This is a genomic window from Rufibacter sp. JT20002 (assembly GCF_056491185.1).
Genome location: NZ_JBSZJY010000005.1, coordinates 183276 through 204475, shown reverse-complemented (window position 1 = coordinate 204475; position 21200 = coordinate 183276). Strand labels below are relative to the sequence as shown.

The 21200-nt window shown below is 46.4% G+C and carries 20 protein-coding genes; 12 read left to right on the top strand and 8 right to left on the bottom strand.

What is annotated here, in order from left to right; all coding sequences use genetic code 11:
* Nucleotides 1-287: 287 nt before the first annotated feature.
* The 8 genes from ACW9SV_RS20330 (at nucleotide 288) to ACW9SV_RS20295 (ending at nucleotide 9828) form a co-directional block, all read left to right on the top strand.
* Nucleotides 288-1202: a sugar phosphate isomerase/epimerase family protein gene (locus ACW9SV_RS20330; protein WP_479558609.1), complete on the top strand. Its 915-nt coding sequence runs from the start codon at nucleotides 288-290 to the stop codon at nucleotides 1200-1202.
* 60 nt (nucleotides 1203-1262) lie between these two features.
* The gene (locus ACW9SV_RS20325) at nucleotides 1263-2039 is read left to right on the top strand and encodes a 3-keto-disaccharide hydrolase (protein ID WP_479558608.1); all 777 of its coding nucleotides are present in this window, start codon (nucleotides 1263-1265) and stop codon (nucleotides 2037-2039) included.
* A gap of 51 nt (nucleotides 2040-2090) precedes the next feature.
* Nucleotides 2091-2561 carry a VOC family protein gene (locus tag ACW9SV_RS20320; RefSeq protein ID WP_479558607.1) on the top strand — a complete coding sequence of 157 codons (471 nt, stop codon included), beginning with the start codon at nucleotides 2091-2093 and terminating at the stop codon, nucleotides 2559-2561.
* 60 nt (nucleotides 2562-2621) lie between these two features.
* Nucleotides 2622-3974: a Gfo/Idh/MocA family protein gene (locus tag ACW9SV_RS20315; RefSeq protein WP_479558606.1), complete on the top strand. Its 1353-nt coding sequence runs from the start codon at nucleotides 2622-2624 to the stop codon at nucleotides 3972-3974.
* Nucleotides 3975-4050: 76 nt separating this feature from the next.
* Nucleotides 4051-5118 carry a DUF6807 domain-containing protein gene (locus tag ACW9SV_RS20310; RefSeq protein WP_479558605.1) on the top strand — a complete coding sequence of 356 codons (1068 nt, stop codon included), beginning with the start codon at nucleotides 4051-4053 and terminating at the stop codon, nucleotides 5116-5118.
* Between the two features lie 103 nt (nucleotides 5119-5221).
* The gene (locus tag ACW9SV_RS20305) at nucleotides 5222-7540 is read left to right on the top strand and encodes a DUF7133 domain-containing protein (RefSeq protein ID WP_479558604.1); all 2319 of its coding nucleotides are present in this window, start codon (nucleotides 5222-5224) and stop codon (nucleotides 7538-7540) included.
* Nucleotides 7541-7866: 326 nt separating this feature from the next.
* Nucleotides 7867-8493 (top strand): alpha-ketoglutarate-dependent dioxygenase AlkB, encoded by a 627-nt coding sequence (locus ACW9SV_RS20300; protein ID WP_479558603.1) that lies wholly within the window; start codon nucleotides 7867-7869, stop codon nucleotides 8491-8493.
* A gap of 135 nt (nucleotides 8494-8628) precedes the next feature.
* Nucleotides 8629-9828, top strand: a complete 1200-nt coding sequence (locus tag ACW9SV_RS20295; RefSeq protein ID WP_479558602.1) for a porin — start codon at nucleotides 8629-8631, stop codon at nucleotides 9826-9828.
* Between the two features lie 201 nt (nucleotides 9829-10029).
* On the opposite strand, the gene ACW9SV_RS20290 is transcribed toward ACW9SV_RS20295, so the two are convergent.
* The 8 genes from ACW9SV_RS20290 to ACW9SV_RS20255 all read right to left on the bottom strand — a co-directional run bounded on the left by ACW9SV_RS20290 (nucleotide 10030) and on the right by ACW9SV_RS20255 (nucleotide 16747).
* Nucleotides 10030-10623, bottom strand: coding sequence for a hypothetical protein (locus tag ACW9SV_RS20290; protein WP_479558601.1), 594 nt, complete (start codon nucleotides 10621-10623; stop codon nucleotides 10030-10032).
* 93 nt (nucleotides 10624-10716) lie between these two features.
* Nucleotides 10717-11499, bottom strand: coding sequence for a hypothetical protein (locus tag ACW9SV_RS20285; RefSeq protein WP_479558600.1), 783 nt, complete (start codon nucleotides 11497-11499; stop codon nucleotides 10717-10719).
* 94 nt (nucleotides 11500-11593) lie between these two features.
* Nucleotides 11594-12208 carry a hypothetical protein gene (locus tag ACW9SV_RS20280; RefSeq protein WP_479558599.1) on the bottom strand — a complete coding sequence of 205 codons (615 nt, stop codon included), beginning with the start codon at nucleotides 12206-12208 and terminating at the stop codon, nucleotides 11594-11596.
* A gap of 184 nt (nucleotides 12209-12392) precedes the next feature.
* Nucleotides 12393-12944 carry a hypothetical protein gene (locus tag ACW9SV_RS20275; protein ID WP_479558598.1) on the bottom strand — a complete coding sequence of 184 codons (552 nt, stop codon included), beginning with the start codon at nucleotides 12942-12944 and terminating at the stop codon, nucleotides 12393-12395.
* A 124-nt stretch (nucleotides 12945-13068) separates the two neighbouring features.
* Nucleotides 13069-13407, bottom strand: a complete 339-nt coding sequence (locus tag ACW9SV_RS20270) for a hypothetical protein (protein ID WP_479558597.1) — start codon at nucleotides 13405-13407, stop codon at nucleotides 13069-13071.
* A 105-nt stretch (nucleotides 13408-13512) separates the two neighbouring features.
* Nucleotides 13513-14109 (bottom strand): hypothetical protein, encoded by a 597-nt coding sequence (locus ACW9SV_RS20265; RefSeq protein WP_479558596.1) that lies wholly within the window; start codon nucleotides 14107-14109, stop codon nucleotides 13513-13515.
* A gap of 95 nt (nucleotides 14110-14204) precedes the next feature.
* On the bottom strand, nucleotides 14205-14603 hold the full coding sequence (locus ACW9SV_RS20260) for an energy transducer TonB (protein ID WP_479558595.1): 399 nt from the start codon (nucleotides 14601-14603) through the stop codon (nucleotides 14205-14207).
* 596 nt (nucleotides 14604-15199) lie between these two features.
* Nucleotides 15200-16747 carry a hypothetical protein gene (locus ACW9SV_RS20255; protein ID WP_479558594.1) on the bottom strand — a complete coding sequence of 516 codons (1548 nt, stop codon included), beginning with the start codon at nucleotides 16745-16747 and terminating at the stop codon, nucleotides 15200-15202.
* Between the two features lie 146 nt (nucleotides 16748-16893).
* On the opposite strand from ACW9SV_RS20255, the gene ACW9SV_RS20250 reads away from it, so the two are divergent.
* Genes ACW9SV_RS20250 through leuB form a run of 4 tightly spaced genes read left to right on the top strand, consistent with a single transcriptional unit; the run spans nucleotide 16894 to nucleotide 21187 of the window.
* The gene (locus tag ACW9SV_RS20250; protein ID WP_479558593.1) at nucleotides 16894-18060 is read left to right on the top strand and encodes a 2-isopropylmalate synthase; all 1167 of its coding nucleotides are present in this window, start codon (nucleotides 16894-16896) and stop codon (nucleotides 18058-18060) included.
* A gap of 27 nt (nucleotides 18061-18087) precedes the next feature.
* Nucleotides 18088-19485 carry a 3-isopropylmalate dehydratase large subunit gene (gene leuC, locus ACW9SV_RS20245; RefSeq protein ID WP_479558592.1) on the top strand — a complete coding sequence of 466 codons (1398 nt, stop codon included), beginning with the start codon at nucleotides 18088-18090 and terminating at the stop codon, nucleotides 19483-19485.
* Nucleotides 19485-20081 carry a 3-isopropylmalate dehydratase small subunit gene (gene leuD / locus ACW9SV_RS20240; RefSeq protein ID WP_479558591.1) on the top strand — a complete coding sequence of 199 codons (597 nt, stop codon included), beginning with the start codon at nucleotides 19485-19487 and terminating at the stop codon, nucleotides 20079-20081. The genes leuC and leuD overlap by 1 nt, the downstream gene beginning before the upstream one ends.
* Nucleotides 20069-21187: a 3-isopropylmalate dehydrogenase gene (gene leuB, locus ACW9SV_RS20235; protein WP_479558590.1), complete on the top strand. Its 1119-nt coding sequence runs from the start codon at nucleotides 20069-20071 to the stop codon at nucleotides 21185-21187. Before leuD ends, leuB begins: the two co-directional genes overlap by 13 nt.
* The last annotated feature ends 13 nt before the right edge of the window (nucleotides 21188-21200 follow it).

Here is a 21200-nt window from a genome sequence, read left to right as displayed (position 1 = left end):
GTTGATTTCGTCACTTCTTTTCAGCTTTCCGGCTTCTTCCACACTAGTCCGCTGCCAACCGTTTGTGGCTCAAGATAGCAAACTCTCTTTCGGGTAGAAGCATGTACAGGATTCTACAGGATGATTAGGATAAAGAATTTTTACCTCTTGGGTAACCTATTGATTCTCAAAGATGGTTACTACCTGTTGGTGGTTCCTGTTGTTTTGCTATATTCAAGGGCATTACTGCAGTCTGTGGCTGTAACCGCTTTTCTTTTTCGCTCACGAAACTATTTCCTTAACATTTTATGGCTTCAGAAATCTCACGCAGGGAGTTTATTGTCAAAGCAGGAGTGGCAGCGTTAGCCCTTCCGGCTCTGTCCTTTATAGGCAGTACCGTAGCCGTTTCGGTGCCGGGTATGAAAGTAGGGTACGCCTCTATCACCTGGGGCGGAAATGATGTACAGGCCATCAAAGATATTTCCTCTCTGGGTTTTAAAGGCATACAGTTACGTGCGAACACCTTTAGAGAATACGGGACAAGACCTGAGGCTCTGCTGGATCTTCTAAAAACGCATAAACTGGACCTGTGCATGTTCTCCAGCGGGAATGCAAACATCAACACAGGCAACGACAAAGCGGTGATTGAACAGCACCTGGAGAATGCTGGCTTCATTAAAAAACTAGGTGGCCAGTTGCTTCAGGTCACCAATTCCTCACGCCCCAAAGAGGGTGCCCCCAGCACAGCCGACCTGAAAAGCTACGGCCGCCTACTAAACGAAATAGGCAAGCGCACGCTCGATCTTGGGGTACAAACAGTCTACCATAACCACATGCACCAACTAGGGGAAACACCCGAGGAGATAGCGGTGATCATGGAGAACTGCGACGAAAAGAATGTGAACCTGCTGCTGGATATCGCCCATTACCAACAGGGGGGAGGTAGTCCTGATGCAGCCATTAGACAATACAAAAGCAGGATAAAGGCATTACACCTGAAAGACGTGCGGCAGACCCCGGAAGCGGGACCCAAGGCGTACAAATTTGTAGAGCTTGGGCTGGGAGAGGTAAACCTCCCAAATGTTCTGGCGGCTCTTCAGGAAATCAAATTCAAAGGCTGGGGAATAATCGAGTTAGATGCAGTGCCTGATAAAGACAAGACTCCGCTGGAGTGTGCTAAAATCAGCCATACGTACCTGAAGTCCAAAGGAGTAAAAGTGTAATGATTTCTGTAAAATAGGCCATAAATGAAAAACTTAAGAATAAACATATTAATGGGCGCTATGGCAATTGGAACGGTAGTAGCCTGTAACAGCCAGCAACAGATGACAGCAAGTGCAACGTCTACCGCTGAAGGAATTACAGCACCTGAAAGCCATAACACCATGACCGAAAAAGAGAAAAAGGCAGGCTGGAAGTTACTCTTCGACGGTAAATCCACCACCGGTTGGCGGGGAGCCTACAAAGATGCGTTCCCCGAGCAAGGCTGGAAGATAGAAAACGGAGAGCTGGTCGTGCTCAAATCGGGGGGTGGTGAATCCAGAAACGGGGGCGACATTATCACAGAGCAGCAGTACGACAACTTTGAATTGACCTTGGAGGCTAAATTAACCCCCGGTGCCAACAGCGGCGTCAAGTATTTTGTAACGGAGCGCCTTCCTAAAAGTCCGGGCTCTGCCATTGGCCTGGAGTTCCAGATTTTGGACGACGAGCTGCACCCCGATGCTAAAATGGGAAAAGACGGCAACCGCACCATTGGCTCGCTCTATGACCTGATTACTGCTCGAAACAAAAAAGTAATGCCCATTGGCGAGTGGAACAAGGTGCGCATTGTGTCTAACAACAAACACGTGGAGCACTGGCTGAATGGGGTAAAGGTAGTGGAATATGAGCGGGGGAGTCCGGAGTTCAGAAAGTTGGTAGCGGCAAGCAAGTACCAAAACTTCGAAGCATTCGGGGAAGCTCCGCAAGGCCACATCCTGCTCCAGGACCACGGCGATGAGGTGCGATACCGCAACATCAAACTGCTTGATCTGAATCAAAAGCAAAACAAACTCTAAAAGAACTTCAGAATAGGGCTTACCTGAATGGAAGCCCGCAACTTCTGCCACATGAAAACAATTCTTAAGTTCTTATTCATCTGCATCTTCATGACCCAACTAGATCCTGCGCAGGCACAGACCTCTGCTGCTACAGAGAAACCCATCAAATTCAATCATCTTGCTTTGCACGTGCATGATTTGAAAAAGAGCTCTGCATTTTATGAGCAGGTGATGCAGTTCAAGAAGATTCCGGAGCCTTTCAAAGACGGCCTGCACGACTGGTTCAGCATAGGGGATCCCTTCCAGCTGCACCTGATACAGGGAGCACCCAAAGAAATTTACCAGGATATCACCCGCCATTTTTGTTTCAGTGTGCCCTCGCTTGAAGCTTTCATGGAGCGCTTAAGCAAGCACAACATCAAGTACTATAACTCTAAAGGGAAGCTGGGGGAAATAAATGTGCGGGTGGATGGAATAAAGCAGATTTACATTCAGGACCCTGATGGGTACTGGTTGGAAGTAAACAACGAATATCTATAAGGAAAAAACGTCTTACCACGCTCTAACAAACTTAGAGTTTTAACCAAACTAACAATACCTATGGAACACAATGATAGTAACTCCCGCAGAGATTTTATCAAAAAAGCTGCGCTGGGAACATTAGGTATCTCCCTCATGGGAATGGGCATAAGTGCCAAAAGCTACGGAAGAATTCTTGGTGCAAATGACCGCGTGCAGGTAGGAATTGTAGGGTTTTCCAACCGGTTTAAGCATTCGTTGTACCCGTCCTTTATGAATCATGCCAAAGAACTGAATTTTGAGTTTGTAGGAGTATCTGATATTTGGAACCGTCGGCGCGATGAAGCAGAGGCTTTTATAAAACAAAATTCAGGGGGTAAGATCAAGAAATACCGCAACAACGACGAGCTGTATGCTTCTAAAAACTTGGATGCGGTCATTATCAGTACCGCCGATTTTCAGCATGCCCTCATGGGGGTAGAGGCGGTACGGAACGGGAAAGATGCCTACATAGAGAAACCGCTGGCAGAAACCATGGAAGATGCCCGCGCGGTCTTAAAGGCAGTAGAGGAAACTGGTAAAATTGTACAGATCGGTTCTCAGCGCCGTAGTGCTCCCAATTACATTGCCGCCAATGAGTACTTGAAGTCCGGCAAGTTCGGTAACATCAACATGGTGGAAATGAGCTGGAACGTGAACCAGCCGGGCCGCTGGCGTTTACCTCAACTAGTAAAAGAAATTCGGAAGGAAGACACGGACTGGGACCGCTTCTTAATGAACCGCCCTAAAGTTGCCTGGGACCCACGCAAGTACCTGGAGTACCGTTTGTTCTGGCCTTATTCTTCCGGTATACCAGGCCAGTGGATGTCGCACCAGATTGATACTGTGCATTGGTTCACCGACCTTGCGCATCCGCGCAGTGTGGTCGCCAATGGGGGGACCTACCTGTGGCAGGATGGCCGCGAAAACCCGGATACTTTGACAGCAGTTTTCGATTATGGGCCATTAAACGACCCTAAGAAGGGCTTCCAGGTAGTGTACACTTCCAGATTCACCAACAGTGCCGGCGGCATAAAAGAGCTGTACTACTCTAACGGCGGCATGCTGAACCTTGACACGAACAAGGTTACCCCAGAAGGCGGCCTTACGCAGAATTTAGCCGATGAAATGGGCATGAAGGCAAACCTACTGACAGAGTATACCCTGCCAACCAATGCTGCAAAAGTATCTACTGATGCCAACACCGGGGGCGACCCCATGACCTCGCTGCACATGCGCAACTGGATGGAGTGCGTGCGCAGCCGCCAAACGCCAAACGCTTCTGTACGTGCCGGGTACAACCACTCCCTTGCTACCATCATGACCCGCGTAGCCCTGCAAACCGGCAAACGCGTCACTTTTGACGATGCCAAACAGGAGGTAGTGGTTAGCTAAGTCATTCCTAGACAAGAGGCATTAAATTCCCGGCTCCTGAGACAGGGCCGGGATTAATTTTCATAACTGATTAGACATGAGAACCAACCCAATACGACTCTTTGTAGCCCCCTTGGTAGCAATGGCGTTGCTGATGAGCAACAACCTGCCAGTTGCCGCGCAGAGCAAAGCCAAACGCTTTGTACTTACTGAAAACAAGCAGGACAAACGGGTAGACGTAACCGTAGAGGGTAAGCCCTTTACCTCCTATGTGTACCCAGACGTTCTTAAAAAGCCGGTGCTGTATCCTATCCGCACCGCCAGAGGGAACTTCATTACGCGTGGCTGGCCCATGGATCCCAGACCGGGCGAAAGGGTAGACCACCCGCACCATGTGGGCCTGTGGTTTAACTTCGGTGATGTAAACGGACATGACTTCTGGAACAACTCCAATGATACCGGCAGCCACAAAGGACCGTTTGGCACCATCCGTCATACCGCTGTAAAGAAAATGACCAACGGAGATGCCAAGGCAGAGCTGGAGGTAAGCTCCGCGTGGCAGAAACCCGACGGTACGGCCTTAATCAAAGAAGATACAAAGTACATCTTCAGCGGTGAAGGCGATACCCGCATCATTGACCGGATCACGACCCTGACCGCGCAAAAGGAAGATATCCTGTTCAAGGATAACAAAGAAGGGGTGATCGCGATTCGCCTGGCACGTGAACTGGAGCATCCTTCCACCAAACCAGAGGTGTTCACTGATGCCAGCGGCAAAGCAACGCCGGTGCCTGTCATGAACAACGAAGGCGTTTCCGGACTTTACCGGAGCAGCGAAGGCAAAGCAGGCGACGATGTATGGGGCACCCGGGCAAAATGGGTGAACCTGATCGGTCGGGTGGGTGATGAGCCGGTATCTGTGGTATTGATGGACAACCCGCAAAACGTGGGTTTCCCCACCTACTGGCATGCCCGCGGGTATGGGTTGTTTGGTGCCAATCCGTTTGGCCAGGAAGTGATGAGCGACAGCAAGGAAGAGCTGAATTACAAGCTTCCTGCCGGTAAGTCAGTTACCTTCCGGCACCGGGTGGTCATCCAGTCGGGCAGCAACCTATCAGATGAGCAGGTAAATGCGCAGTACCAGAAGTTTACCGGTAAAAAGTAAAGATTAAGTACCAGTATCGAGTTTCAAACCAGATGGTGCGGTGTCTGCTAAGTGCAATTTAGCAGACACCGCACCATCCTTATTAGGAATGTAGCAGTACCGCATGAAGAGTTTTATGTATAGTGCCTTGTTGGTCATATCCTGTGCAGGCATGCTGCAGGCTTGTCAGCCGAACAGTAATACCCAAACGGTGCAGGAAGAGGGAGAGCAGTTGGAAACAGACTCGGTTAAAATAAGGGAAATGTACGCTTCCTCGCCTGTATTATCGCCTGAAGAATCGCTCAAGAAGATGCAGGTAGAGGAAGGATTTAGCGTGGAACTGGTTGCCGCGGAGCCACTGATCAATTCGCCCGTAGCCATGACCTTTGATGAGAAGGGCCGCATGTGGGTGGCAGAAATGCAGAACTACATGCCTGACACGGCAGGCACCGGCGAAGAGCTGCCCACGGGCAAAATTGTCATCCTGGAAGACAAAAACGGGGATGGTACATTTGACGACCGCAAGGTATTCCTGGATTCGCTTGTGTTGCCACGGGCGCTCTGCCTGGTAGAAGATGGCTTGCTGGTGGCCATGCCGCCCCACCTGTGGTATTATGAAATAACGCAGGACAAACCCGTCAAAAAAATCTTGGTAGATAATACCTATACCCAGGGCGGTAATGTGGAGCATGAGCCGAACGGGCTGTTGCGTGCCATGGATAACTGGATTTACAGCGCAAAGTTCACCAAGCGCTACCGTAAAAAAGAAGATAAGTGGCTTATTGAGAAAACGCATTTTAGGGGACAGTGGGGCATAGCCCAGGACAATCATGGCAGGCTTTATTACAACAACAACTCCCAAAACCTGTTAGGCGATTATTTCGCCCCGGGTATGGGAGCCACCAACGCAAACCAACAGCATGTAGCAGGCTTTGATGTGGACTTGGTAGGCAACAACAGGGTATATCCGGCCAGGGCTACTTCCGGGGTAAACCGGGGGTACCAGGAAGGCATTTTAGATAAAGACTTGCGCCTGGTCAACTTTACAGCGGCCTGCGGACCGGTTATCTACCGGGGTGGGTTGTTTGGCGAAAAATACTCCCAAAATGCTTTTGTAGCTGAACCGGCCGCTAACCTGATCAAGCGCAACATTCTAACGGAAAAAGGATACCAAATGCAGGGCGCTCAGGCGTACGCAGGGCGGGAGTTCCTGGCAAGCACAGATGAGCGTTTCAGGCCCGTCAACCTGTACAACGGTCCCGATGGTGGTTTGTATGTGCTGGATATGTACCGGGGCGTGATACAACATAAATTCTACTTAACTGACTACCTGGCCAAAGAGATTGCCCAAAGGCAACTGGAACAGCCCATCACTTGTGGGCGCATCTACAGGGTAGTCCCTGCCAAAAAAGATGCTAAACCGGTGGTTGTGCTGCAGGAGCCACTGCAACTGGTAAAGCTACTGCAGCATCAAAACGGATGGGTGCGTGACAAAGCGCAGCAGCAGTTGGTAGATAAAAAGTATCCAGAGGCTATCCCTGCCCTGCGCCAGCTCCTAAAAAAGAAGGAGCAACCTGTAGCGGCCGTTCATGCGCTGTGGGCACTGGAAGGAATGAATGCCTTGTCTCCGGAAGACGTTCTGCCCCTGCTTTCGCAACCACAATGGCCTATCCGCATGCAGGCCCTGAGTGTAGTACCTTCCATAATAACGGAGAAGAATCATGCCTCTTTTGTGCAGAAGCTTGAGCAACTGGTAGCAAAACGTGATTCGCTGGCGGCTCCGTATGTAGCGTTTCTGGCACCTAGTATCCGTCAATTTAATAGGCCTGCTGCCGACAGACTGGTGCAGGCGGTGGTTAAGCAGTATCCTGAAAACAAATATGTGGCAGATGCCGCCATCAGCAGTATGCAGGGCAGGGAAGAAGTGTTCTACAAGAAAGCAATGGCTGCCAAGGATACAAGTTCTGTGCTACACGGGCGAATCAGAGAAGTGCTGGAGGATATGCGTAAAGCAAAGCGCAGCAAAAATACTGAATTGCTGGCAAAAGAATTTCCTGTGGGCGCCAAGCTGTACAACTCCACCTGCCAGTCCTGCCACGGGGCAGATGGAAATGGCGTAAAGCGTCTGGCGCCGCCGCTGAATAACTCAAACTGGGTAACCGGTGACAAAAGCAGACTTATCCCCATTGTCCTTTATGGCATGACTGGCCCTGTCAAAGTAAATGGACTATTGTATCAAACCCCAGACATTATCGGCGAAATGCCGGGCATTGGCTACAACAAGGATCTGTCTGATGAAGACATTGCCGAACTGTTAAGCTTTATCCGGAAGTCCTGGAACAACAATGCCGGTAAAATAGAGGCAGCAGATGTGGAGCAGGCCCGCAAAGCGTACAAAGGCAGGCAGAAAGCATTCACCATGGGAGAGCTGAATGCCTTATAAATGGGTTAATGCTTGGTTACTACAGTCCATTGCCAATAGGCGTCTATAGGCAATGGACTGTTTTGTTTCACTGGTATTCAGTTATTCCATTGGTTACTATCTTATCAAGGAGGTTGAAAGAAGTATTTAGCAAAAGGGTAGGGAATGTGGAAGTGTAGATAGGTTTATTTCAGTTGATTCCACAACGTTTGCGAACCAGAGAGCCACTGTCATTTCCTGCCAAAGGGTTGTTGTTGACCTATCTAAACTTAAGTTGAAATGACCCGTTACCTTGTGAAAGTCCTTAGCAGGTTATTTTTTTCTACAGGCACTTAAACGGTTTAAAAATGGAGACAGCAGTACCAGGGTTGCTACTATACCACGATTTTATCAGTGAATCAATGGAGGAGGAATTGATAAAGGAACTTGACAGCCAAACTTGGGTCGTTGATTACGACAGGAGGCTACAATATTATGGGTACAGGAACGAATTGGAATCACCTTATGATCTGATTGAATTTCCAGTTCCTATGCCTCCGCTGATTCACAAACTGGCAGAACAGTTAACGGAACAGAAGGTCGTATCTCTCCTGCCAGACCAGGTCATCATCAATGAATACTTTCCGGGAGAAGGGCTTAGACCACATAAGGATAGGAATTATTTCGAAAATCAGATCTGTGGTGTAAATCTTGGAAGTGGTTGCATCATGAAATTCATCCATATCAAAAATAAAGAAGTGGTGGATGTGGAGGTTCCCAAACGTTCCGTGTATGTCATGCAGGATGATGCCAGATATAAATGGAATCACTCCATCCCCTCTAGAAAAAAAGATGTGGTGGATGGAAACGTGAAGCACAGGGAAAGAAGGCTCTCTATCACGTACCGCAAGGTGATCATGAAGAAAGTGAAACCCATCAACCCTGAAGGTAAAGTAGCGAAGATGTTACGCGATCACTTCAATATCACAACATAACTTCTGCTGCCGTACGTGTTGAACCAAAGCAGTTAAAAGCAAAAGCCTCTCAGCCTGACTAACTGACGAGCTTTCATGGGCTATAGGGCTTTACCACCATACAAGGCTTATTTCTCACCTAAACCTTATATTACTGTGACTATTAAGTTCACCAGAGTAGTATGTCTGCTCACTATGGCCTTGTTCTTTGTGTATGATGCGCAGGCACAAAGTGTAAACAAAACAAAGTTTGGGAAAGGACTTCAATTTGTAGCCGAAGATTCCTCCTTTAGTGTAAAGTTTGGAATACGGTTCCAGACGCTTTACCAAGGCGTGCATACCAGAGGCACCAAGGGCTGGGATGATCGTTTCCTAATACGAAGAGCCCGTCTTAAGTTTGATGGCTTCGCCTTCACGCCAAGGTTGGAATACAAAATTGAGCTGGGATTAAGCAACAGCGATATAGGTGCCGGTGGTGGGGGAGACATCAGCCAGACAAATAATGCAGATAACATCATTCTTGATGCCGTAGCTAAGTACCAGCTAACACCAACGCTGTCGCTATGGGTTGGGCAGACAAAGTTGCCTGGTAACCGTGAGCGTGTCATCTCCTCCCAAAAGCTTCAGTTTGTAGACAGGAGTTTGCTGAATGCGCGTATCAATCTTGACCGCGATGCCGGTTTCCAGCTACGTAATGAACATGAAGTTGGTAAAGTATTGCTACGAGAAATGGCATCCATATCAATGGGGGAAGGCCGCGATATAACTGTAAATAATGCCGGAGGGTATGACTATACCGGCCGAGTAGAAATATTGCCACTTGGCGAATTCCAGGGTGACGGAGACTATGTGGGGGGAGATATGGCAAGGGAAGAAACCCCAAAATTAGCCTTGGCCATGTCTTATGATTTTAACCATAATGCCTCTCGTTCGCGTGGACAGTTAGGGGACTTTCTGAGTGGGCAGCGCAGCTTAAGCACTTGGTTTGCAGATGCTATGTTTAAGTACAGAGGCTTTTCTGCCATGGGTGAGTACGCAGACCGTAAGGTGCCCAATGGAACTCCTGTTGTAAGTTACAAACCCGATGGTACCGTAAACGAAACATTTGTAACAGGTAAAGCCCTTAACCTGCAGGCAGGTTACCTGCTTCCATCTGACTGGGAGCTGGCAGGCCGATATTCAACCTTCGATCCTACTGCTGTAACCGGTATAGGTGAGCAAGAACAATATACTGCCGGAGTATCAAAATACATTGTAGACCATAGCCTGAAGGTGCAGAGCGATCTCACCTTAATCAAAGAGCAGGGGAGAAGCGACAGGGTACAGTTCAGGATGCAAATGGAAATCGCCCTTTGATAGCAGTTTATTTTAAAAGCTAACTGGTACTAATAACAGTAGCGGCTCGCAAAGTACAATTAGACAGGTTTTTCAGTTTTCGACCTGATTTTCAGAAACGAGCCCGAAAACAACAATCCTTTTACTGCTAACGTACTTGTGTAAACGGCGGCGACGGCCGTCGGCCTAGCTGGGGTTTACACGTTGTTGTGCGGAGTGCTTCTACCTTTTTGCTCTTCTACTTTTAGGCACATTTATAACGCCTGCCCCGTCAACCAACCAGCCGCTGTCCTTTTGTATTACCTTTACAACGACCGTGAACTCTGGCCAGTCTTTACCTTGCAGGGTTATGTATCCCTCTTTATCAAAATCTACCAGTTTAAGCCCTTTCTCAGGATAATCTTGGGCATCAAAGATGGGGTCGAAACCTAAGCCCAATTCGGGGTCATCTTTCCTTGCCTCCTCAAGTAGGTTTTTATGTTCAATCTTAAAGCTACTTGTTACGTACTGGCTGCTGTCAACCCATTCAATCGAATTTGTTTTCCGTCCATTCCAGAATTCCACATAGCTTTCCATGAATGTGAGCGCAACGCCCCCGCCTGGAACTTTGCTTGGGTCTATAGCCTGTCTCTCGGGGGCTCCTGCATTGGCAGGCTTGTCATCCGTCACTTCAACCACAGGTGATAATTCGGGAGCCTTGTGAGCACTTTCAATTGTATTCTCTTGATTTGCTTCATTCACCTTTTCCTGAGGACTTTTTTCGCTGTCGCACGAAGAAAGCAATACTAGTAAAACTATTATGCGATTTAATTTCATATTCTATTTTTATTGCATTGCGCACAACGGTTAGTATATACGGAGCCCGCAGCGTAGTAAGGGTTTTGTATATACATTGTTGTATGCAGTTTTTTATTCATATCGATGGTGGTGTACACTCAAATCAAAATCATAATTACTATCCTCAGCAATTATTTTGAAGAATGTGCATCCATATTTAACATTTGTTTTTAACAACTCCTTATCATGTCTGCTAATTGAAAGTAACAATCCTCCTTTATCATGTGATAAATCAAAAGTCAATTGATATTCTTGATCTTCATAATCTTCATGTAGTACAAAGGTTTCATCAGGTATAACATCTCCTACTTTGTTGAATGAAGCAATTTGTAATTTGCTTTCTCCAATTCTTTTAAACAGTCTAACCTTTTCAGTCGCAGTGCTTTCAGAGTCAAGGTGATCGTAACTGTGACTAAAGAGTATTAATAAGCTCCAATCTTTTGAGTTCCCAAGCGGCTTAATTTTAAAAACATTACCTGATCGCATTGATGAAATTACTCCTGAACTCCTTTTTCCTTGATTTGTAAAATTATAATTGTAGTCAAATTGATAATCTCTTATACCAAAAGTAGCCTTTAAAATAAAGATTATAATCATCAAAATTAGCTTTCTGTTAACCAATAGAAGAATGCCTATCACTAATGCAAAAACTAAATTCCAATTGCTGATAGTTCTTTTATGATCTAGAAAGGTTTGTAAATCTGTATAGGCCTGATTAAAAGAAATTGATAATGTAAGCTTTTGATAGGTTAAATAAATCAAGGTGCCAAGTCCAAGAATTAGAACCCATAAAAGGTTTGCAATCACCTTACTTCCTACCGGGTCTTTCCAAACTTTTATGATCGTGTCTTTCATTTTTAAAATTGCATACAACGGTTAGTATAAACGACGTGCGAGGCCGTCGGCCAAAGGGTGACGTTTATACAGTGTTAGGTGCTGTTCTTTATTTTTACTTAAACAGATTTCTTATTTTAGAAATAAAGCCAACTTTAGAAGTGTCGGGTTTAAATTCTGCTGTTGCTCTATCATTTTTTAGCATCTGCCTTATATGTAGGTTGTTTTGCTTCAATATCTCTTCTGGAGCATTAACCATGTAAACCCACTCTCTTGACGGCATTGGTGCCTTATCTTTTGAGAAATGAAGAATGACATTATCTGCAAATAAGGATTCAGGCTTTTTTCTATTTGCCGTTTCTTCGTCCACCCAAGTAAAAATCCCTTTGATGACAGGCTCTTTCATTGGGTAAAAGACAAACTGAACATCGGTGACAATATCATAGGTATTGTAATGTTTACGTCGCTGTAATGCTAGTTTATCCAGATATTGGAATGGTACTCTGAATTCTTTCCCGCTTAAGCTTATCCAGTCCAACTTTCCAGTGTTATCAACTGCGACAAGAGTCTTTTCTAGCCCAAGCTTAGAATCTATTACAAACCTGCTTTGATTAACACCATCGCTGAATTCTTCGAAACCTGCTATACGGCCTAAACTGAGAGCTATTTCATTAGGAGACTTTCCAGCTTTTACTAAATCTAGAATAGCATTTATTATTTCTTCACCCATATTATGAATTGCACCTAACGGACTTGTGTAAACGACGGCGAGGCCGTCGGCCGAGGTGACGTTTACACGTTGTTGGGCTTAGTAATTCTTTTAAGTAGCCCCGCCTTTTATATGGTTGAGTTAGTTTACAAATACTTTAACAAGTAAAGTCGAAACACTAATTCAAAAAGATGATTCTAAAAAATCAATGTAATATATCACTCTCATATTTTTTGTAGAGCCAATTTTCATCCAATACCTGAAGGTTATTATTTATAATCAGACTTTCTAAATTATTTTGGGGAAGGTCCTTGATATAGTATAAGATTACATCATCTGCGTACTGGAAAACAACATATGGCTTTGAGTTTATTCCTTTCACCAGACTTGCTCCTATTTTACGGTAAGAAGTAACTTTGTCATGTATGAAAGGCAGCAATTCTTGCTGTGAGATGTGGTAAGTTCTACAGACTATATCTATTTCTTTATGAATTGATGTAGCTGAATGATAAAACTTGAGCTTGTGGGGCTTATCAGGTTCATAATCTTTAATTGTCAATTGAATATAACCAATTCTATTGTCTGACGGGAAATTAACCATCAGAAGGTCGCCTCTTGGCTTAATGTTGATGTTAATAAAGGTTTTAGGAGGAACAGTTAAGAATTTTTCTTTTACTATGGCTTCAGCTTTTTCTTTTACACAGCTAGTTAAAGTTACAACACATATAAGAAATATAATTAATAAGTTGTTTTTCATCTTTAAATGTGTTTTGACTTTGCCTTAAAAGTTCATAGCTTTTATTAAGCCCAACGGACTTGTGTAAACGGCGGCGAAGGCCGTCGGCCGAGATGCCGTTTACACCTTGTTGGGCATAGTTTTTTTATTCTATTAACCCGTACTCTTTTAATGCATCTTGCCAAATATGTTCTTTATTTATTCTTATTGTATTAGTAACCAAATCGGTTAAAGCTTCTTGATTTAATTGGTCATACTTATAAATATCTATGAATAGCTGAGATTCTTCTTTTGACATTGGGAGGATTTCGTTACTCAGATTGCAGCAACCATAACCATTGAATGATATTCTCCTAAGGTTTATACAACTGTTCTTGTCCAAATCGAAGTCAAGAAAAACACTCCCATCTAAACATCCTAAATAGTAGTCAGCCATTCTTGTGTCTGGCATACTAGTTTTGAAGAAACCAAAGTCTTGATTCATTTAATGGAAATCATTTTTAAAATTATGCCCAACGTACTTGTGCATAAGGCGTGCAAGGCCATCGGCCGTAGCATGGATTTTGCACCTTGTTGGGCTTTCGTAGTATTAATCGTTAACTGCAAAATGGTAGAATTCTTTATCAAGCTTCTCTAATAAATCGAATCGAGTTAAATCTTTGTTTATTACTTTATTGGTGAAAATCACACCTTCCTCTCCGTACATTGCTGAGGTTCTCCAGCGATATACTATCTCCTCTTCATTGATAACAATATCGCTGATTTTAGTATATCTCATTTTCTCTACTATAGAAACTATCTGCACACCGTCCATTTTTATTCTGTGAGCAATCAAAAGACTATCTAGTGAGGTATAATGTGTTTTGTCGCCTTCATCATAATAGCTATGATAGAACCCTAATTCTGGTTCTTGTCCGAAGGTTTTCTTTTTCAAATTTATAACTGTTCCATTAATTACAATATAACTTCTGTCAGGCAAAACTGCGATGTTCTTTATACTATCGAGAGCGACTGTCAGTTGGTGCAGTCTATTAAATTCAGGACTCTGGACCAACTCAGCACTATCTACTTCTTCCTCATTGGAACTGAACATGAAATTCACCAAACACGCCAGCCCGATATAGCTTACAGCTAAAACCAAGAAGGTAATCACTAAGACATTTACTATTTTCTTGAATATTTTCATTTCTTACTATGAAGCCCAACGGCCTCGTGCAAACAGCGTGAGAGGCCGTCGGCCGAAGCATGGTGTTTGCACAATGTTAGGCATAGTGATTTTTCTTACATGTTGCTAAACCTTATTGGTAGCGCCATTCTTTTTGCTACTGGCTTTCCTTTTTCTATTGCTGGAATCCAGTTTGGCATATTTTCGATTAGGCGGACTGCTTCTTTATCGCAAGTCGGGTAAAGCTTCTTAAGTACTTTAATGTCGCTTATTTCTCCTTTTTCATTTACAACAAATCCGACTACTACAGTACCAGAAACAGTAGTTCGCTTTTCATACCATTGGTTATTTCTATTGATGTAGGCATATACTGAATCCAATCCACCTGGGAATGATGGCATCGGTTCAATAGGGTCAACAATCACTTCTTCTTTCAGTCGGCTATCTTGGGCATTTGAAGTTAAAAGAAGGATGAAAGCGAACAGTATAGAAAGAAGCTTTTTCATTTTATTCATTATGCCTAACGTACTAAGCTAAACGACGGGCGAGGCCGTCGGCCGAAGGCTGACGTTTAGGTGTTGTTGGCACGAGTTTTTTTACTGGCCAATTCCATTTAGAAGGTTTCAGTAGGCTTTAATTATAGCCTACTGAAACCTTCCATATTGAATATATTGGTTTGTTATTACCATTTAATTTTCCATAAGATATGTAGTTGTTCGTCGATGAGTCATAAATCACAATGTTATTGCCATTGATATTTCCATAAGCAACATAATTATTGCTTTGACTATCATAAATGTTGAATCTGTTATTTGGACTATCAGTCAACATTAAGTAAGCGACATAATTATTTGAACTAGCGCTGTAGATATTTGCTCTTTTCATTATATAAATTTTATGTTTAAAATTAGTGCCAACTACCGTATAAACGGAACTGTTCCGCTTATTGGCTCTATGTGCGGAGATAAACTTCCGGTTATCCGACTACCGTTAGTCGGATAACCGGAACTGCACTGCCGAATATACTATATAGTTTACTACTAATTATTAGATTAAAAAACTCTATCATCGTTTTTAGCCTGTTCTATCAAACCAGCCCTAAAGCCATAACCTACTTCAATCGTCCTTGCTTCCGGCGCATGATCTCCTGCACGGGAACATTCTCTATCTTGCTTTCCAGCCAGGAGATGATATCCAAGTACATGAAGGGACGCCGCTCGTAGGGATTTTGGGAAATGGCGATCAGTTTTTCTTTGAGAGTGATGAAGGCGTCCTTCAACTGGTAAGGCGCAATGTTGCCTACGGTTCGCAGGAACTTGAAGATCTCAACCTGCATTTGCTGCTGGTTGTCCATTTTGCCCAGGAAATGGTACACCGTCCGGATCTGGTAATCCAGCGTGTCGTCATCGTAACCGGCTTCGTAGTGGGCAATCAGGTTCAGGATACGGGCGAAGCATTGCAGGTCTTCGCGCAGGCTGGTGTTTTGGTGATGGATGACCTTGTTCAGGTACTCAATGGCTTTCTTGAAATCACCGGAGCCAAAGTACAGGCTGGCAATTTTGTAGTAGAACACCAGCATGCGGTGCGGGTCCAGCTGGGCCTGAAAGCCTTCCAGGTTCTTGAGTACACCCGGAATTACCTGCAAGCCCTCAGTGAACTTGCCTTCCAGAAAGTAGCCGTTGATCTTGTTCGTGTAGATGTACAGGAACAGCAGCGTGTCCACGTTGGGGTTTGACCTCCGCGAGGGGTCTGCCGCATATTCTTCCAATTGCTGCAGCACCTTCACAAATTTGGAGTGGTACAGAATGTTGTACAACGAATTGAGCAGGTTGTGCATGCCCTTGATGTACAGCACCTGCCGCCGCTCCTTCATGTGTGGGTACTCATCAAACAAGTCTACCCACTTTTGCGCTGCCCGGTAACAATTCTTGAAGTCCTGAGTCATGAGGTAATACCACACGTGCGACTGGTGGTAGTACAGTTTCTCATAGAACCCTGCCCGCCTGATATCTATTTCGGGCAGGTTTTCCTGAAAGAAGCTTGAAATGTAATTGTAATCTTCCTGGTTTCGAGCCAAACCCACTTTTAAATACAGCCCATACAAGCGCAACGCCACGTTTGACAGTTGGTGCATCTGGGAGATGTGGGTGGAGACAGCAGTGGCTTCCTGGGTCAGACTTTCGGCCCGGCCGCTCAGACTACGGGTAATGTATTGGCTCTCAATCAGCTTTTCAAAGTCAATGGCCGTGAGCGCGATGTGCGGTAACTCATATTCCAAGGCCGCCACTTTCACTTTATCCAGCATCTTCAGGCTCTGCTGGTAAAACCCTTTATTATAAAGCACGCGGGCGTAGTCCAGTTGCTCGTGTAATTGAATGTCCAGGTTCTGTGGCGCGTGAAAGGCCCTCAAGCTGGAGAGCAGATGCTTGTACAGGTTGTTCTTCAGGTTAGCCAGCTGCGCCTTCTTGATACTGGGCACTTGCTTCAGAATCTGAGTCTCATTTAGGGTGTCCTGCTGGTCCAGGGCATCAAACAACTGCAGAAACTTAAGGTCCTCGCTGGAGCCGCTTCGGTTGGTAAAAAGCCGGAAGTGCCGCTTTTCTGAAGGGGTAAGTGATTTTATTAACTGAAAAATGGGATCAATATTTTGGTTAGGCATTGTAATAGAAAGTGGATTAAAATATTGATTTTCAGCTACTTGTACTTAAAATTAAGTCGATTAGAAATAGTAGATAGGGCAAAAATAGTTTTTTGGTTCCGTATTAGTACGCGCTTCTTTGTAAAGAATAAGTAGCCAAAATAACCATGTCAGCCCAGAAGATACAAATATTCGATACAACGTTGCGCGACGGCGAGCAAGTGCCTGGTTGCAAATTAAACATGGACGAGAAGTTGGTCATTGCACGGCAACTGGAGCTTCTGGGCGTTGACGTGATAGAGGCTGGCTTCGCAGTTTCCAGTCCCGGCGATTTTGAGGCGATTCGGGCAATTGCAGCCCAAACCAAAGAAGCCACTGTGTGTGGTCTTTCACGCGCCGTGGAAAACGACATTAAGGTAGCCGCTGAAGCCTTGAAACAGGCACGTTACCCAAGAATCCATACCGGTATTGGTACGTCAGAGTCACACGTGAAATACAAGCTGCGCACTACCCAGGCCGATGTCATTGAGCGCGCCGTATGGGCCGTGAAATACGCCAAAAGCTTTGTGGAAGACGTGGAGTTCTACGCCGAAGACGCCGGCCGTACTGATAATGAGTTCCTGGCGATGGTCTGCGAAGCCGCTATTAAAGCCGGCGCTACGGTCTTGAACATTCCAGACACCACCGGGTATTGCCTGCCGGAAGAATACGGCGCGAAGATCAAATACCTGTATGAAAACGTGCGCGGCGTACAGAACGTGACTCTTTCTACGCACTGTCACAATGATCTGGGCTTGGCAACCGCTAACTCCATTTCTGGGGTGGTGAACGGAGCTCGCCAGATTGAGTGTACCATCAACGGGGTAGGGGAGCGTGCCGGTAATACCGCTCTGGAGGAAGTCGTCATGATTCTCCGCCAGCACCCGTACCTGAACCTGAATACCAACATCAACACGAAGTTGCTTACTGAAACTTCACACCTGGTATCGCACATGATGCGCATGCACGTGCAGCCCAACAAAGCCATCGTGGGGGCCAACGCCTTTGCGCACTCCAGCGGCATTCACCAGGACGGCGTTATCAAGCACCGCGAAACCTATGAGATCATTGACCCCAAAGAAGTAGGCGCCGAGGATTCTTCCATTGTATTGACTGCCCGTTCTGGCCGTGCCGCCCTGGCGTACCGGTTACAGAAAATAGGGTATGCCTTTGATAAATTCACCTTAGACAAGGCTTACGCCTCCTTTTTAGCAGTAGCAGACAAAAAGAAAGAAGTAGTAGACGAAGACCTTCACCAATTAGTGGAGCAGGATAACCTGGTTTCTGCCAATTAAAACCACCTTATCCTCCAGAAAAGCACCATGGCAAAGACGTTATTAGATAAGATATGGGACGCCCACGTAGTGAAATCCATTCCGGGGGCAGGATTAGACGTGTTTTACATTGACAAACACCTGATACATGAAGTTACCAGCCCGCAGGCCTTCGATGAGATTGAAGCGCGTGGTTTGCCATTGTTCCGCAAAGAGCAGATGGTGGCTACCGCTGACCATAACGTACCCACCAAGAACCAACATCTTCCTATTCAGGAACCACTTTCACGCTTCCAGGTTGATAAGCTAACGGAGAATTGCGCCAAGCACAACATTGAACTATACGGTTTAGGCCACCAGAACCAGGGCATTGTGCACGTGATTGGGCCAGAGTTAGGCTTAACCCAACCGGGCATGACCATTGTATGCGGCGACAGTCATACGTCTACCCACGGGGCTTTCGGCGCCATCGCCTTTGGCATTGGCACAAGCCAGGTAGCGCAGGTAATGGCGTCTCAATGCTTGCTGCTGAGCAAACCCAAGAGCATGCGCATCACAGTAGAGGGCAATGTAAGAAATGGCGTTACCGCCAAAGACATTATCCTGTACGTGATCTCTAAATTGGGTACCGGCGGTGCCACGGGCTATTTTGTAGAGTACGCCGGCAGCGCGTTCCGGGCCCTGAGCATGGAAGGCCGCATGACGGTCTGCAACATGAGCATTGAGATGGGTGCCCGCGGTGGCATGATTGCCCCAGACCAAACCACTTTTGAGTACTTAAAAGGCCGTCCGTTCGCACCGCAGGGAGAGCGTTGGGAGCAGGCCGTAAATTATTGGTCCACCTTGTACACCGAGGAAGGTGCTTCTTTTGAGAAGGAATACTTCTTTGATGCGCAGGACATTGCCCCAATGATCACCTTCGGGACCAACCCGGGCATGGGCATGGCAATTGATGCCGTGATTCCAACAGATGTTCCGGCGAGTGAACAGGCTAGCTACAGCAAATCGTTGAATTACATGGGCTTTTTGCCAGGTGAGTCTTTGCTGGGCAAGCAGATTGATTACGTGTTCATCGGGTCCTGCACCAACTCCCGCATTGAAGATTTGCGCCAGGTAGCCAAGTATGTGCAGGGCAAACACAAAGCCCCGCACGTGGAGGCCATTATTGTACCGGGCTCTAAACTGGTGGAGAAGCAAGCCATAGAAGAAGGAATTGACAAAGTATTGGCCGAAGCTGGTTTTGAGTTACGCGAGCCTGGCTGCAGTGCCTGTCTGGCCATGAACGAAGACAAGATTCCAGCCGGGGCGTACTGCGTATCTACCTCTAACCGCAACTTTGAAGGCCGGCAGGGGCCAGGTTCCCGCACCTTGTTGGCTAGTCCGCTGGTAGCCGCTATTACCGCGGTTGAAGGAAAGATTGTGGACATTACCCAATACCTGAACTAATGGAAAAGTTTGAGATACTTCAATCAACGGCGGTTCCGCTCCCGATTGAGAATATAGATACCGATCAGATTATACCGGCCCGTTTCTTGAAGGCTACTTCCCGCGAGGGATTCGGGGAGAACTTATTCCGCGACTGGCGCTTTGACAACTCAGGTCAGCCCAAGGCAGATTTCGTGCTGAACAACGGCCGTTACGCAGGGCAGATTCTGGTAGCCGGTAAAAACTTTGGCTGCGGGTCAAGCAGAGAGCACGCGGCCTGGGCAATCCATGATGCCGGGTTCAAAGTAGTGATCTCCAGCTTCTTCGCCGATATCTTCAAGGGCAATGCCTTGAACAACGGTTTGTTACCGCTACAGGTAACCGATGAAGTGCTGGAACGCTTGTTTTCTCAGATAGAGGCAGACCCACAAACCAAGCTGGTAGTGAACCTGGTGAATCAGGAACTGGAAGTGCCAGTGTGGGAAGAGCGCGTACCGTTTGCCATTGACGCCTACAAAAAAGAATGCATGATCAATGGCTACGATGACATTGATTTCTTAGTGAACCAGAAAGAAGCGATAGAAAACTACGAAAAAAGCAGACCATGGGCGTATTAACGAAAAGAATAGCCGTTTTACCCGGCGACGGAATTGGACCGGAGGTTTGTACCGAGGCCATCAAAGTATTAGAGGCTGTATCGGAACGTTTTGGGCACCAGTTTGAATTGGACGTGCAGTTGATGGGTGCCTGCGCCATTGACGCCACCGGCGATCCGCTACCCGAGTCAACCCTGCAAGCCTGTTTTGAGGCCGATGCTATTCTTTTAGGCGCCATTGGTGATCCTAAATACGATAACAACCCAGCGGCCAAAGTGCGCCCCGAGCAAGGGCTGTTGCGCCTGAGAAAGTCTCTGGGCTTGTTCGCCAATATTCGTCCGGTGACCGCGTATGACGTGTTGCTGGAGCATTCCCCGTTGAAGGCAGATCGTATCCAGGGCGCTGACATGCTCATTTACCGCGAGTTGACAGGTGGCATTTACTTCGGGGAGAAAGGCCGCACCCAGAACGGAGCGTATGACCATTGCACCTACACCAAAGAAGAGATCGTGCGCATCACGCACTTGGCGTTCCAGTCCGCCACTACCCGCCGCAACAAACTGACGCTGGTAGACAAAGCCAACGTGCTGGAAACCTCCCGTCTGTGGCGTGAAGTAGTGCAGCAGATTGCCCCAGAATACCCATCCGTGGAAGTAGATTACCTGTTCGTGGACAACGCCGCCATGCAGATGATCCTTAACCCGAAACAGTTTGACGTGATCTTAACCGAGAACATGTTCGGGGATATCATCTCAGACGAAGCTTCGGTGATTGCCGGTTCCTTGGGCTTGCTGCCATCAGCTTCGGTAGGTGAGACGGCTGCGTTGTTTGAGCCCATCCACGGCTCTTTCCCGCAGGCCAAAGGAAAAGGCATTGCCAACCCCATCGCTACCATTCTTTCCGTGGCCATGATGCTGGAGCATTTCGGGTTGCAGGAAGAAGCCGATCTGGTGAAGGAAGCGGTAGACTATACCTTGGAGAAAAACGTGCTGACCCCCGAGTTGAGAAAGGACCATCCGTTCACAACCGAGCAGGTGGGCGCTTTCATTGCCAATTATGTGCAGGAAGGCGGCGAGAGCTTTCGGCACCTGAAAAATATAGAAATAGGGTTAAGCACCATCATTTAAAAACAACGCGTTT